14 protein-coding genes are annotated in these 13,195 nt (G+C 45.0%); 8 read left to right on the top strand and 6 right to left on the bottom strand.

Features of this window, described 5'->3' with window-relative positions:
• The first annotated feature begins 58 nt into the window (after positions 1 to 58).
• Positions 59 to 766, top strand: coding sequence for a 3-deoxy-D-manno-octulosonic acid kinase (locus tag J3U76_RS09620; protein WP_208005761.1), 708 nt, complete (start codon positions 59 to 61; stop codon positions 764 to 766).
• 247 nt (positions 767 to 1,013) lie between these two features.
• On the opposite strand, the gene waaA is transcribed toward J3U76_RS09620, so the two are convergent.
• The 5 genes from waaA to rfaD are packed head-to-tail and all read right to left on the bottom strand — an operon-like array spanning position 1,014 to position 6,615.
• A complete protein-coding gene (gene waaA, locus J3U76_RS09615; RefSeq protein ID WP_208005760.1) occupies positions 1,014 to 2,282 on the bottom strand; it encodes a lipid IV(A) 3-deoxy-D-manno-octulosonic acid transferase in 1,269 nt (422 codons plus the stop codon).
• 3 nt (positions 2,283 to 2,285) lie between these two features.
• Positions 2,286 to 3,341: a lipopolysaccharide heptosyltransferase II gene (gene waaF / locus J3U76_RS09610; RefSeq protein ID WP_208005759.1), complete on the bottom strand. Its 1,056-nt coding sequence runs from the start codon at positions 3,339 to 3,341 to the stop codon at positions 2,286 to 2,288.
• A gap of 50 nt (positions 3,342 to 3,391) precedes the next feature.
• Positions 3,392 to 4,468, bottom strand: coding sequence for a glycosyltransferase family 4 protein (locus J3U76_RS09605; RefSeq protein ID WP_208005758.1), 1,077 nt, complete (start codon positions 4,466 to 4,468; stop codon positions 3,392 to 3,394).
• A 60-nt stretch (positions 4,469 to 4,528) separates the two neighbouring features.
• Positions 4,529 to 5,650 (bottom strand): glycosyltransferase family 4 protein, encoded by a 1,122-nt coding sequence (locus tag J3U76_RS09600; RefSeq protein ID WP_208005757.1) that lies wholly within the window; start codon positions 5,648 to 5,650, stop codon positions 4,529 to 4,531.
• Between the two features lie 8 nt (positions 5,651 to 5,658).
• Positions 5,659 to 6,615 (bottom strand): ADP-glyceromanno-heptose 6-epimerase, encoded by a 957-nt coding sequence (gene rfaD / locus J3U76_RS09595; RefSeq protein WP_208005756.1) that lies wholly within the window; start codon positions 6,613 to 6,615, stop codon positions 5,659 to 5,661.
• Positions 6,616 to 6,749: 134 nt separating this feature from the next.
• Between rfaD and J3U76_RS09590 the strand changes: the two genes are divergently transcribed.
• The 5 genes from J3U76_RS09590 to glpG all read left to right on the top strand — a co-directional run bounded on the left by J3U76_RS09590 (position 6,750) and on the right by glpG (position 11,123).
• Positions 6,750 to 7,406: a TetR/AcrR family transcriptional regulator gene (locus tag J3U76_RS09590; RefSeq protein WP_208005755.1), complete on the top strand. Its 657-nt coding sequence runs from the start codon at positions 6,750 to 6,752 to the stop codon at positions 7,404 to 7,406.
• A gap of 96 nt (positions 7,407 to 7,502) precedes the next feature.
• On the top strand, positions 7,503 to 8,693 hold the full coding sequence (locus tag J3U76_RS09585) for a glycine C-acetyltransferase (protein ID WP_208005754.1): 1,191 nt from the start codon (positions 7,503 to 7,505) through the stop codon (positions 8,691 to 8,693).
• 11 nt (positions 8,694 to 8,704) lie between these two features.
• Positions 8,705 to 9,730 (top strand): L-threonine 3-dehydrogenase, encoded by a 1,026-nt coding sequence (gene tdh / locus J3U76_RS09580; RefSeq protein ID WP_208005753.1) that lies wholly within the window; start codon positions 8,705 to 8,707, stop codon positions 9,728 to 9,730.
• A 242-nt stretch (positions 9,731 to 9,972) separates the two neighbouring features.
• Positions 9,973 to 10,290, top strand: a complete 318-nt coding sequence (gene glpE, locus J3U76_RS09575) for a thiosulfate sulfurtransferase GlpE (RefSeq protein WP_208005752.1) — start codon at positions 9,973 to 9,975, stop codon at positions 10,288 to 10,290.
• Positions 10,290 to 11,123, top strand: a complete 834-nt coding sequence (gene glpG / locus J3U76_RS09570; RefSeq protein WP_208005751.1) for a rhomboid family intramembrane serine protease GlpG — start codon at positions 10,290 to 10,292, stop codon at positions 11,121 to 11,123. The genes glpE and glpG overlap by 1 nt, the downstream gene beginning before the upstream one ends.
• Positions 11,124 to 11,148: 25 nt before the next feature.
• Here the strand turns inward: glpG and J3U76_RS09565 are convergent, their stop codons facing one another.
• Positions 11,149 to 11,541, bottom strand: coding sequence for a flagellar basal body-associated FliL family protein (locus J3U76_RS09565; protein WP_208005750.1), 393 nt, complete (start codon positions 11,539 to 11,541; stop codon positions 11,149 to 11,151).
• Positions 11,542 to 11,676: 135 nt separating this feature from the next.
• On the opposite strand from J3U76_RS09565, the gene J3U76_RS09560 reads away from it, so the two are divergent.
• Positions 11,677 to 12,306 (top strand): chorismate--pyruvate lyase family protein, encoded by a 630-nt coding sequence (locus J3U76_RS09560; RefSeq protein ID WP_243454183.1) that lies wholly within the window; start codon positions 11,677 to 11,679, stop codon positions 12,304 to 12,306.
• Positions 12,307 to 12,318: 12 nt separating this feature from the next.
• Positions 12,319 to 13,191, top strand: coding sequence for a 4-hydroxybenzoate octaprenyltransferase (gene ubiA, locus J3U76_RS09555; protein ID WP_208005749.1), 873 nt, complete (start codon positions 12,319 to 12,321; stop codon positions 13,189 to 13,191).
• The last annotated feature ends 4 nt before the right edge of the window (positions 13,192 to 13,195 follow it).

The following is a 13,195-nucleotide window of genomic DNA, read 5'->3' as shown; positions in this document are numbered from 1 at the left end:
TGCAAAGGCTGACAAGCCATGTAAAATCTATGTTTTATCGAACGGGTGGGGGACGGTAATGGAACGCATAGAGCATGGCTCTGAAATCATCTGGTATGACCCAGAGTGTTTTGACTCATTTCATCGTGATTTCTTTGAAATTGACTACTGGCGCGAGCAAGATGCTATTCGAGGCAAAGCCATTGGTCGAAATACTACTTGGTTTGTAGAAGATGGCGTAAGTCATAAAGTGCTGCGCCATTACTACCGCGGCGGCATGATTGGGCGGGTGATGGAAGATACCTTCTTGCATGTTGCCGAATCGAAAAGCCGTGCCATGAGCGAATTTACCGTACTGACTAAACTCTATCGCCGAGGCCTGCCCGTGCCTAGGCCCTGTGCTGCACGTATGGTGCGCTCTAATCTCGTTTATCGTGCCGACATTATGTTAGAACGTATCAACAACTCCGCTGATTTGGTGGGCATCTTAAAAGAGCGCGCGCTTAATCAAGAAGAATGGCAAACTGTGGGTAAGATGATCCGTCAATTTCACGATGCCGGTTTATATCATGCCGATTTAAACAGTCACAATATTTTGCTAGATGATGATGGCAAGGCGTGGCTCATTGATTTTGATAAGTGCCATTTTCGCCAGCCCAATACCTGGACTCGCGAGAATATGGAGCGATTGTTACGTTCATTTCGTAAAGAAAAAGACATTAATAGCGAGTTTCACTGGCAAGAGTCCGATTGGCGTATTTTGCTTAATAGTTATAAAGCGAAATAAAAGCTGGAAGCTGTATCTAAACCACTTTTTGCAACGAAACCCGCTAAACCCACGAAAAAATAGGGATCAGATCTGAAAGAGACTTTATGGGTAAGGTCAAAACATAGCGCCCAGTTAAGCGTTACCTAAACCGGAAATTCGCAGCTGAAATGTGGGACTACAAGACAGGCCCCCTCAGCGGGGAGTGGGGCAATGAAATATCCGGTTTTGGTTTAATCTCGTCCGCCTTACTCCTTACGGACGTTGCTTAGCCAGTCCTCTCTACCGTTTTTACCAAACAAAGGAGCGTGTTAGCAATCGCTCCTTTGTTATTTTTCACAACATGCAAAGCATGTTGCCCCACTTGTAACCGGTATGCTTCGTCTTTAAATAGAAGATGTAACGAGCCAGCTAACGCATGGCTATCTTGCACGGTAATAAGCCCTTCGTTTTGTGAAAGGCGTTGATAAATATCATTAAAATTAAAAACTGACGGCCCAGTTAATACCGGTTTACCCAGTGCTGCTGGCTCTAATAAGTTATGACCACCACGCTCAATTAAACTGCCTCCCACAAATGCAATATCGGCGGCGGCCAACATAATCGGCAATTCGCCCATGGTATCGCCAAGGTATACTTGAGTATCAACACTTATCAACTGAGTACGACGACTAAGCGTTAAGCCCTGTTGTGTCACTAAATCTGCAACCTGATCAAAGCGTTGGGGATGGCGAGGTACCAGAATTAACAATGCGTTAGGTTTTTGCGCTAACAGCTGTTGATGAGCTGCTAATATTTGCTCATCTTCACCTTCGTGAGTAGAAGCCGCAATCCATACCGGCCGGTTAGTGCCGAGCTGTTCGCGTAGTTGCTGCCCTTGCTGAAAGACTTGATCATCATACTCAATATCAAACTTAATAGAGCCGGTAATGCTCAGTTTATCTTTGGCTAAACCGAGCTCAGCAAAACGGTCGGCATCATCTTGGTGTTGGCAACAAAGATGACTGATATTCGTCGATAAGAGGTTAAAAACACCATGAAATTTACGATAGCGTGCCGCCGACCTTGCTGACAATCGCGCATTCAATACCATCACGGGTAATGCCCGTTTAGCGCAGGCCGATAGCCAGTTTGGCCACAGCTCGGTTTCCATAATCAGCAATGCGCGGGGGCGAATACGGCGTAAAAATAAGGTTACCGCCCACGGAAAATCTAGTGGCGCATAGCGGTGCTCTACTAAGTTACCTAATTTTGCTGCTAAGTCAGCCCCAGTGCGAGTGGTGGTGGTGACTAATATTGGCAAGTCTGGCTGCTCGGCTTTTAGCGTCTTAATTAAGGGAGTGGCGGCCACCATTTCGCCCACACTCACTGCATGTAGCCAAACGGGACGCTTTTGCTGAGATGCTGGCACTAGCCCTAAATGTTCGGGCCAGCGTTTGCCAAAACCGGGCTTGCCCTTTTTCGGCCAATACAAAAGCCCAAGCAATAATGGGCTGAACAGATGAATAAGCAAATTATAAAGCAGGCGATACATCATGGGCTACCGAGAAGTCGCGATCAGGTGTTCTGAGGTTATCAATTGCTTGATGGCGGTTAGTACTTTTTCTGCTGGTAGCTCTTTTAGGCACTTTAAATGCCCAAGTGGACATTCACGTTTAAAGCAGGGCCGACATTCAATATCGGTATGCACAATAGCCACCTTTTCTGCTAACGGTGGTGTGTACTTAGGCGAAGTTGAGCCATAAATAGCCACTAGAGGGCAGTTAACCGCAGCCGCAATATGCATTAAACCTGAATCGTTAGAAACCACCACGGCACTCAGCGCCATTAAATCAATGGCTTGGTGCAGCGACGTTTTGCCCGCTAAAATATGGCAGTGTGCTTGTAATGGTGCAGGTAGATAAGCACGGATCGCTTCTGCTACCGGAATGTCTTTGGCCGAGCCAAAAATCCATACCTGTTTACCTTGCTCAATCTGGTGTTTCGCCACGTCTGCATAATGTTGCTCGGGCCAGCGTTTAGAGGGGCCAAACTCTGCGCCTGGGCATAAACTAACGATTGGCCGTGTTTGGTCGAGCTTTAGCTCAACTAAGGCTTGTTGCTGATCATCTTGATCAATGCGCAAGGCTGGCCAAGGTATCTCTGATATACAGTGATGATCTTTCATCAGGGCTTTAGGATAAGCCAGTGCTGCATAGCGCTCCACCATTAACGGAAAGTCCGTTTTATTGCTGCGCAAGTCATTCAGCAAGCCATAGCGCGATTCACCTTTCCAGCCGGTACGCTTTTTAATGCCCGCAAACAGCGGGATCAGTGCGGATTTTAAGGAGTTAGGCTGAATAATTGCCCAATCATAGCCCTCGCTTGCCAGTGAGCGCCCGAGACGAAATCGCTCGCCCAGCTTAAAGTCGCCATGACCCAGCGGCATTACAATCGCTTTATCGACTTGCGGCATCCGCTCTAGCAAAGCACAGCACCAAGCTGGTGCCATCACATGTAGCTCTGCATTAGGATGCTGTTGCTTAAGGCTGATGTACAAGCTTTGTGACATCACCATGTCGCCCACCCAAGATGGACCTACGATAAATATTTTCATGCGGCACCAGTATTATGTTAAAAATATAATAAAGCATAGAAAAACTACTATTACCTAATAATATCTAAAAGGTGTTTTATTTCATTTTCTTGAGAAAAAATAGTTCTAGCTAATAAAATATTTCGATGGGATAACTCAATCTCTTGGTTGAGGTTTTTTATTACCATATCAATTGTTTCTTGAAGATGATGGATATCCCGGTCCCTTACCAAATGTATATGAAACCCTAACTTTTTAAATTCTGGGAAGACTGTATTATCGTATGTAATACATATTAGTCCATTGCCTAAAGCCTCTACAAGAGCATTAGATAAGCCTTCACCGTGACTAGGGAAAAGAAATATAGAAACGTCGTAAAATAGTGATTGAGGTTGTGAATGATAGCCTATGAATTCGACTTGACTTTCTAGCTCTTTATCTTTTATTTCATTTTTCAGCTTTAATAGATAATCCTCGTCATCTGTCGCACCTACTAACTTCAATGAAATATCTTTATTATTAATAGCTTGTAAAGCATCCAGCTGTCCTTTTCCATCTGCTACTCTACCTACATGTATAGCTATAGCTTTTTTGAGGGGCTTTTTTAGTAGAGGTGAAATAAAATGAGTACTTGTATATATTACGCCTAAATTAGATCTATGGCTTATAGGTATTATTTCTTCTACATTTTTTAATAGATGTTCACTAATGCATAAGTGATAGTTTACTCTACTATAAAACCAACGGTGTAGTAAGTTTTTTTTACTACTGGATCTCGTGGTCCCATATCTTACTATTAGCTTTACATTTGTTAGCCCTATTAATGAGAAATAAATAGATTTTATTTCTGATGTTCCGAAGAATATAATATTCTTAATGTTGTTTTTTATTATTATTTTTCGTAGTTGTGATATGAGGCTAAAACTGAACTTTGTCTTGAAGCTAACGTCTTGATAGCTAATGTTAGACTGATTTGCATTGTAGGAAATAGAACTATTTTGTTTACAAACTAATAATGTTGGGATGTTTTCATTAATTAACCCTTTGGCCATTTTAATTGCATCCAACTCCATTCCACCAGAAAAATGAGATAGGCATAATACCATGACATCATATTCACTTTTAATCATATTAGAGTTGTCAATCATATTGAAGTAACCATGAGTTGTTTAATTTTTTCTGATCGAATAATTATATTATGAAATTATTTATGTGTCAGAGGTAAGCGTATTATTGTAAAACTCAGATATTTTTTTAACATGTACATGTATAGTAAATGTTTTTTTTGCTCTCTCCTGAGCTAAATTCGCTATATTATAATAATGCTCTTGTTGGATTTTATTTATAGCACGAGAGAAGCTTTCAGCAGAATCAGGAGATGCTAGCAAGCCCGTATCAGCAATGATTTCTGGTAAGGCTCCTGAGTTAGCAACCACAATTTTCTTTCCTGCTGCCATTGCTTCAATAGCGGTCAAACCAAAAGCTTCATTTTTTGAAGGGATACATACAATATCCATGATCGCCAACAGGTTAGGCATATCATTACGAAAGCCAGAAAAAACAACTTTTTCATTTAACTGATAGTCGTCGACTTTATTTTTTAGCTCTTTAACAAAAGCTTCATCTGCGCCGTCTTCTGCACTTAGTCCACCAACGATCAGTAGCTTTGCATCTTTGAAGTCATCATCATCTTGTAATAATTTAAAGGCATCAAGTAGCACCTGATGTCCTTTTCCTGGGCAGAGTCGACCAGGTAAACCAATAATTAGTTGTTGTTGGTCTATTTCAAGTTCTTGTTTGATATCGCTGACAGATCGATCTGGTTTTTTAAATTCTGTTCCTAGCCAAAGACGTTTAATTTTTTCGGGTTTGACAGGAAGCGCTTTAATATTGCGAGCTAAGGTTATATCGCTAATAGACAGCACTTGATCGACATGACTGTATATCCAGCGGTGTAGTAAATCTTTTTTCGGGCGAGTTACACCCATATGTTCAGTAAAAATAACGCGACAATTTGTTAACTTTTTTAGTATTGCTGCCAACCGTAAGTCGCTTGACTTGTGGCAATGGAGCACAGATACATTGTTATTTTTAAGCCAATTAACGAGTTTTCGGATCTTAAAAAAAGCACTTGCCTGACTAGTGACTTCAAAAACATCACACTCTACGTTGTGAAAAGATTGTGCTACTTTGCCGCCTTTCAGACAGATAGCCACCGCTTGCCAGCCTTGTTCGGGTAAATACTTGCTTACACGAGCCGGATACATTTCTAAGCCGCCCCAACCTTTAGAAAGACAGATATGGGCAACACAGTGGCTATTATTATTCATATATAACCTTATTTATTCAACCAAGCCATATATTCTGCTGTGCCTTCGGCCACGGTTTTAAACTCGTGGGGATAACCGGCGGCGCGCAGTTTGGTTAAATCGGCTTGAGTGAAGCTTTGGTAGCGACCTTTTAACTGCTCAGGGAAGGGGATGTATTCCACTTCACCTTTGTTGTGGTGTTTGATTACGGCTTCGGCCACGTTTTGGAAAGGTTCGGCATTGCCGGTACCGCAGTTGAAAATACCGCTAACGTCGGGATTTTCCCAAAACCATAAGTTGACCTTGCACACATCGGCTACATAGATGAAGTCGCGCATTTGGCCGCCATCGGGAAAGCCGTCGCAACCGGCGAACAATTTGGGGTTTTCGCCTTTATGCAGCTGCGTATTCAAGTGATAGGCCACGCTCGACATGCCGCCTTTGTGTTGCTCACGCGGGCCGTATACGTTGAAGTATTTTAAGCCAACAACTTGTGAGTTAATCTCGGGCATTAAACGGCGCACATATTGGTCGAACAGTTGCTTAGAGTAGCCGTACACGTTAAGTGGCTGCTCATATTGTGGCTCTTCAATAAAGTTGTCGTTACGTCCGCCATAAGTGGCGGCAGAAGAGGCATAGATAAAGGGAATTTCACGCTCAATGCAGTAGTGCAGCAGGTCTTTTGAATATTGGTAGTTATTTTCCATCATAAACTTGCCATCCCACTCTGTGGTGGATGAGCAAGCACCTTCATGAAAAATCACCTCTATGCCGCTTTCCCATTCTTCAAACTCGTCACCAGAATAAACGCGTTGTAAAAACTCGTCTTTGTCGAGGTAATCGGCAATGGTGAGATCAGCTATGTTCACAAACTTAGTGCCATCGGTAAGGTCATCCACTACGACTACGTCGGTGCGCCCTTGGTCGTTGAGGGTTTTGACTATGTTGCTGCCGATAAAGCCGGCGCCGCCAGTTACAATGATCATTGCTGTATGCCTCTTGTGGGCCGGACCTGCTCCGGCAAATAATGAATGCTAGTTTACCATGTTTAATCGTGAGAAAACTAATCCCGCAGGCTGTGTTATGCTCAACAAATTACTTAGCGTATTTGGTGATGCCGATGAAAACGAAGGAACGTATCATCTCTGCTGCTCTGTTACTTTTTAATGAACAGGGTGAAGCCAATGTGACCACTAATCATATTGCTGCTAACTTAGGGATTAGCCCTGGTAATCTCTATTATCATTTTCGTAATAAAAACGACATTATTCACTGCATTTTTTTGCAATATCGCGACCATTTACGTCAGAGCTTTACTCCTATTGAGGGGCCTGCTAGCTCAGCAGTGTGGATCCATTATTTAGATGCCATTTTCTACGTAATGTGGGAGTTTCGCTTCTTTTATGCCAATTTAAACGATATTTTGCAACGCGACAGCGAACTACATCGTCAATACCTTGAAGTGCAACAAGAGCTGACCATTAACTTGCAGTTATTGTTACGAGAGCTTAATCGGCAGCAAGTATTGATGATCCCAGATGATGAAGTTGATGATCTTACCGAAGTGTTGAAGATGCTGGTGTCATTTTGGGTAAGCTATCAGTCAGCACAATCGCTTAATCCAAAAATTAGTCAGTCGGTACTCTATAAAGGAGTGTCCCGTGTATTATTGGTTCTTAAGCCGTATTTTCACTTAGAGCATGGGAGCGAGCTGGCTAATTTGATGGCACATTATCAGGCGCTGGCGGCCACACCTAGTGATCCCTTTCACAAATAGCAGCTGATAGTGGAATATAATGTGAATTTCCCGTTATAAGTAAGTAAAATGAACTGGTTAATGCTCATTTAGCCAGATTGGTCACGGGAGTTCACTATGTCAGCGGCATTTTATGCTTATTTATCCGAACAATTAGCACAAACCAAAGCACAAGGGCTCTTTAAGCAAGAGCGCATTATTAGCTCGGCACAAAGTGCGGCAATTACGGTTGGCGAGCACGAAGTGATTAACTTTTGTGCCAACAACTACTTAGGGCTGGCTAATCACCCTACACTGATACAAGCGGCGCAAGATGGGCTAAATAGCCATGGCTTTGGCGTGGCTTCGGTGCGCTTTATTTGCGGCACCCAAGACTTACATAAGCGCTTAGAAGCTGACTTATCCTCCTTTTTAGGGATGGAAGACACCATCCTTTATACCTCTTGCTTTGATGCTAATACCGGTTTATTTGAAACCCTGTTAGGCCCAGAAGATGCCATTATTTCTGATGCATTAAACCATGCCTCTATTATTGATGGCGTACGTTTGTGTAAGGCGAAGCGCTATCGCTATGCCAATAATGATATGGCCGAGTTAGAGGCGCAGTTACAGCAAGCAGAAGCAGACGGCGCCCGTTTTAAATTGATTGCCACCGACGGTGTGTTTTCGATGGATGGCGTAATTGCTAACTTAAGCGCAATTTGTGATTTAGCTGATCGTTATGACGCCATGGTGATGGTGGATGACTCTCATGCCGTAGGCTTTGTGGGCGAGCAAGGGCGCGGCACGCCTGAGTTTTGTGGTGTTATGGACAGGGTGGATATTATTACCGGCACTCTGGGTAAAGCCTTAGGCGGGGCGTCTGGGGGTTATACCTCGGGCAAAAAAGAAATTATTGACTGGTTACGCCAACGCTCACGGCCTTACTTGTTTTCTAATTCACTGGCGCCGGCCATTGTCTCGGCTTCTATTAAAGTGCTTGAAATGCTGAAAAATGGCAGCGATTTACGAGAAAAAGTGCGGGAAAACAGCCGCTATTTCCGTGAGCAAATGAGCGCGGCTGGTTTTACTTTAGGTGGTGCAGATCATGCCATTATTCCGGTGATGTTGGGTGATGCAGCCTTGGCGGCACAAATGTCCGATAAGCTGTTAGAACGCGGTATTTATGTGATTGGTTTTTCTTTTCCGGTGGTGCCTAAAGATCAGGCGCGTATTCGTACCCAAATGTCGGCGGCACACAGCCGTGAGCAATTAGATAAAGCCATTGCTGCCTTTACTGCTGTGGGCAAAGAGCTGGGTGTCATTTAAGGAGCAGAATAATGAAAGCATTAGCGAAATTAAAAGCAGAACCCGGCATTTGGATGACAGATGTGCCTGAGCCGGAGCTTGGCCATAATGATTTATTAATTAAAATTCGTAAAACCGCTATTTGTGGTACCGATATTCATATTTATAACTGGGATGAGTGGTCACAAAATACCATTCCGGTGCCTATGGTGGTGGGCCACGAATATGTGGGGGAAGTGGTTGCCGTAGGCCAAGAAGTGCGTGGCTTTACCATTGGCGATCGCGTTTCGGGCGAGGGGCATATTACCTGTGGTCATTGTCGTAACTGTCGCGCGGGTCGTACCCATTTATGCCGTAATACTGTGGGCGTGGGTGTAAATCGCGCTGGTGCTTTTGCCGAGTATTTGGTGATCCCCGCTTTTAATGCTTTTAAGTTGCCCGATGAAGTCACCGACGATTTAGCGGCTATTTTTGACCCCTTTGGTAATGCGGTGCACACCGCACTGTCGTTTGATTTAGTGGGCGAAGATGTACTTATAACGGGGGCGGGTCCGATTGGTATTATGGCCGCCGCCGTGGCTCGCCATGTGGGGGCACGCCACGTGGTGATCACCGATGTAAACGAATACCGCCTCGATCTGGCACGGCAAATGGGGGTTACGCGTGCAGTTAATGTGGCTGAACAGTCACTGACTGAGGTGATGACTGAGCTTGGCATGACAGAGGGCTTTGATGTGGGGCTAGAGATGTCTGGTGTACCCGCGGCCTTTAATGACATGCTGATTAATATGAATCACGGCGGTAAAGTGGCGATGTTGGGTATTCCGCCGGCAGATATGGCGATGGATTGGACGCAGGTGATCTTTAAAGGCTTGGTAATCAAGGGCGTGTATGGTCGAGAAATGTTTGAAACCTGGTACAAAATGGCCAGCCTAATTCAATCTGGCCTCGACTTAAGCCCCATGGTGACGCATCACTTCAAGGTAGATGACTTTCAACAAGGTTTCGACACCATGCGCTCGGGCCAATCGGGCAAAGTCATCCTCGATTGGACCTAACATATATAAAAAGGGGTCGGAGTCATTTTAGCACTTTACATTAAATGTCTCCGACCCCTTTCTGCTTTGCGCAGTGCACGCCGGTGTGCAGTAAGGGGGTAATGGCGCTATTACTGGCTTTGTGGAGAGTCACCGAGCGCAGTACCCATAAAATGGGGTCGGAGCCATTTTTGTGCTTTACGTTAAATGACTCCGACCCCTTTTATGTTTAAACTGCCCTAAATATATGTAAGGAGTCACTCATGGAACAGTTTGCCCATATTTCTGTGGCCGATGCCGATGCTTTGTTGGCTGAAGGTCAGGCTCGGTTAGTGGATACTCGAGACCCACAATCTTTTGCCCAAGCGCGCGTTGAGCACTCATTTCACTTAACCAACGACACCCTAGTTGAGTTTACCAATGAGGTGGAATACGACACGCCGATTATTGTGATGTGCTATCACGGGGTAAGTAGCCAAGGTGCGGCCCAATATCTGATTAATCAGGGCTTTGAAGAAGTGTATAGCCTAGACGGTGGCTTTGAAGCTTGGCGTCGTACTCAGCCTGTGGTGAGTCAGTAATGAAACGGCTGCTGGTGCTCGATGATCCGCGCCGTGCTCAGTCGTTGGTCGACTACCTGACGGATCTGGGGTTAAAGTGTGAGCTAACCTTAGATGACCAACACAATGTGACGGTTTGGCTGGTGGATGAGGCGCAGTGGCCAAAGGCCGAGCCCGAGATAAAGCGCTTTATTGCCGAGCCTTTGCACCCTCGCTATCAAGCCGCTGCATGGCGACAAGGTAATACTGATGTGCAGTTTACTAAGGGGGCCTCACCATCAGGCTTGCTGAGTAATTTTCTGGCGCGCACGGGCCCCGTCAATATGCTGATATTGGTGGCCTGTTTGCTGATTTATGGCTTAAGCCAAGTCGATCTTCCGGTAGTTCAGTGGTTGTCGTTTGTACCACAGCTTTCTTTGTTATTAGGCGCTGATATTTGGCGCGGCTTTACGCCTGCCTTATTGCATTTTTCGCTGATGCACTTGGTCTTTAATCTGTTTTGGTGGTGGTACTTGGCCAGCATGGTGGAGCGTCAGCGAGGGCATGGTAAATTGCTCTTGTTGCTTTTAGTGGCGTCATTACTGCCCAATATTATGCAGTTTTTAGTTAGTGGGCCTTACTTTGGCGGCTTGTCTGGCGTGGTATATGCCCTGCTGGCCTATGTGTGGTTATCTGGCCGGCTGAATCCTGCGGGCGGTATTAGCTTACCCGACGGCATGGCGGTGATCATGGTGGTATGGCTAGTGTTAGGCTTTGCGGGTGTATTAGGGCCTGTGGCTAACTTGGCCCATTTAGGTGGGGGTGTGATTGGCTTAATACAGGCGTGGTTAGACCGCACTAAAGCGGTTCGCTAACAGCATTTACCCGATAATATAATGCTTATTGATACAGAAACTTGGTGAACATTAAACGGCGAATGGGTGTGTCACCGGTTTCTTTGAGTAATAAGTCATTCAACCTTTCTAGCCCTAATTTTGCTATTTGGTTACGCACCGCTAGTGAACGAATTTCCTGTCTATTTTGCTCTGCTAATAAGTTGTTTATCGCATCACGCAGCAGTGGAATATGTTGCTCGACCAGAGGCATTTTATCAGCACTTTCTAGCATTAAATCGATAGATACCCGAACATACCCTAAGGATTGCCCTGAGTTTTGATAGTTGGTAATAATGTCTGGCTCTATGGTGTAATATAAAGGCCCTTGGGGCTCTTCTTCTTGTGCATGGAGCGTTCCAACAGCCAATAAGAGGCACAGAGCGAGTAAGCGAAACATGAATAAGCCTTGCTAGCAAAATAAGAGTGGGTATTGTTTAAACAAACAGCGGGTTGGTCAAGTGAATATGTGTTTTTTTAGAGCAAACTGGCAATTAAACGGTCAATATATCCAGATTGATAGTGTGCCATCCCTATGAGTTATCCAGCTGATGCTCACTGGAGCTGGGCTACTAGCTTGCCAGATTTGGAGGGGGAAGCACAATCCAAAACCCACTTATATCATTGGTTGCAAGATAGAGGCTCATTAACCGAGCGTTTACGTCAATACTGCCAGCATTTTCGCGTGCAGCTACTTAATACAGCACAAGTTAAGTTAACCGCAGATCAAGCGGCTTGGTTAGGTGTTGAGCGTGCGTATTGTAGAGAAGTGTTATTACTTTGTGATGAGCAGCCTTGGGTATACGCCAACTCTTTATATTCACCGGCAGCCCTTAGTGCCGTGCCCGCCTTGGGGGGGCTTGGAGATAGCGCCTTAGGGGAGTTACTGTTTGAGCATCCTTTGCTTACGCGTAGTGAGTTTGAGTTTGCCAGGCTGACTGTAGGGCAGTGCCAACAACTCAACCAGCGTCTTACATCAGGCGCACAGCCCACAGCCGAGCTACACGTATTGTTATCTCAGTTATTAGCCGGCAATGTGACTGGCTTACCTTGGGCCAGGCGCTCAGTATTAGCGACGCCTGAGGCGGCTGTGCTTGTGAGTGAATTATTTTTGCCTTCAGCTAACCCCAACCACGCTTTATATACATCACTCAATAAAGAATAAGTAGAGATTCTTATGACCAGTACACCGACTGTAACTCGCCCACGTTGGCGTGCGTATATGGCGCTAGCCAGACTCGACAAACCTATTGGTACCTTATTGTTATTATGGCCAACCTTATGGGCAGTATGGATAGCGGGTAATGGCCAGCCATCGCTATGGATATTGCTGGTGTTTGTGGTGGGTGTCTTTGCGATGCGCTCCGCTGGTTGTGTGATTAATGACTATGCTGACCGCCATATTGATGGTCACGTTAAGCGTACTGTGGCACGCCCTTTACCTACAGGGGAGCTTACCGAGCGTCAAGCGCTGGGCTTTTTTGCGCTATTAGTACTTATCTCTTTTTTATTGGTATTAACAACGAACAGTCTGACTATTAAGTTATCTGTGGCGGGATTAGGTTGGGCGGCCTTATATCCATTTATGAAGCGTTACACCCACTTGCCGCAATTATTTTTAGGGATTGCCTTTTCTTGGGCGATTCCTATGGCGTTTGCTGCACAAAGTAATAGTTTGCCACCAGGATTATGGCTGTTATTTGCCGCCAATTTAACCTGGACCATTGCTTACGATACTATGTATGCCATGGTCGATCGTGATGATGATTTGCGTATTGGCGTGAAGTCGACTGCCATTTTATTTGGTCAGCGAGATAAATTAGTGGTGGGGTTGTTGCAGTTAGCCACGTTAGTATTATTAGTGGCTGCAGGAGTAACCTTTGCATTGGGCTCTTTGTTTTACTGGAGCTTGCTGGCGTGTGCGGGCTTGTTTGTTTATCAGCAACGCCTTATTCGTGACCGAGAGCGCATGCCATGCTTTAGCGCTTTTTTAAATAACAACTTCGTTGGCATGTTGGTATTTATCGGCATAGTGCTGACTTTATTGTAAGGCT

The organism is Oceanisphaera pacifica (genome assembly GCF_017498065.1).
Lineage (GTDB): Bacteria > Pseudomonadota > Gammaproteobacteria > Enterobacterales > Aeromonadaceae > Oceanimonas > Oceanimonas pacifica.
Note: the sequence above shows the minus strand (reverse complement) of the source record. Positions and strands in the feature narration are given on the sequence as shown.

Coding starts and splice junctions, on each gene's coding strand:
- glpG (WP_208005751.1), top strand. CDS start 10,290: ATGAAACGGCTGCTGGTGCTCGATGATCCGCGCCGTGCTCAGTCGTTG.
- J3U76_RS09600 (WP_208005757.1), bottom strand. CDS start 5,650: ATGAATAATAATAGCCACTGTGTTGCCCATATCTGTCTTTCTAAAGGT.
- waaF (WP_208005759.1), bottom strand. CDS start 3,341: ATGAAAATATTTATCGTAGGTCCATCTTGGGTGGGCGACATGGTGATG.
- J3U76_RS09605 (WP_208005758.1), bottom strand. CDS start 4,468: ATGATTGACAACTCTAATATGATTAAAAGTGAATATGATGTCATGGTA.
- J3U76_RS09620 (WP_208005761.1), top strand. CDS start 59: ATGGAACGCATAGAGCATGGCTCTGAAATCATCTGGTATGACCCAGAG.
- J3U76_RS09590 (WP_208005755.1), top strand. CDS start 6,750: ATGAAAACGAAGGAACGTATCATCTCTGCTGCTCTGTTACTTTTTAAT.
- ubiA (WP_208005749.1), top strand. CDS start 12,319: ATGACCAGTACACCGACTGTAACTCGCCCACGTTGGCGTGCGTATATG.
- glpE (WP_208005752.1), top strand. CDS start 9,973: ATGGAACAGTTTGCCCATATTTCTGTGGCCGATGCCGATGCTTTGTTG.
- J3U76_RS09585 (WP_208005754.1), top strand. CDS start 7,503: ATGTCAGCGGCATTTTATGCTTATTTATCCGAACAATTAGCACAAACC.
- waaA (WP_208005760.1), bottom strand. CDS start 2,282: ATGATGTATCGCCTGCTTTATAATTTGCTTATTCATCTGTTCAGCCCA.
- tdh (WP_208005753.1), top strand. CDS start 8,705: ATGAAAGCATTAGCGAAATTAAAAGCAGAACCCGGCATTTGGATGACA.
- J3U76_RS09560 (WP_243454183.1), top strand. CDS start 11,677: ATGAGTTATCCAGCTGATGCTCACTGGAGCTGGGCTACTAGCTTGCCA.
- rfaD (WP_208005756.1), bottom strand. CDS start 6,615: ATGATCATTGTAACTGGCGGCGCCGGCTTTATCGGCAGCAACATAGTC.
- J3U76_RS09565 (WP_208005750.1), bottom strand. CDS start 11,541: ATGTTTCGCTTACTCGCTCTGTGCCTCTTATTGGCTGTTGGAACGCTC.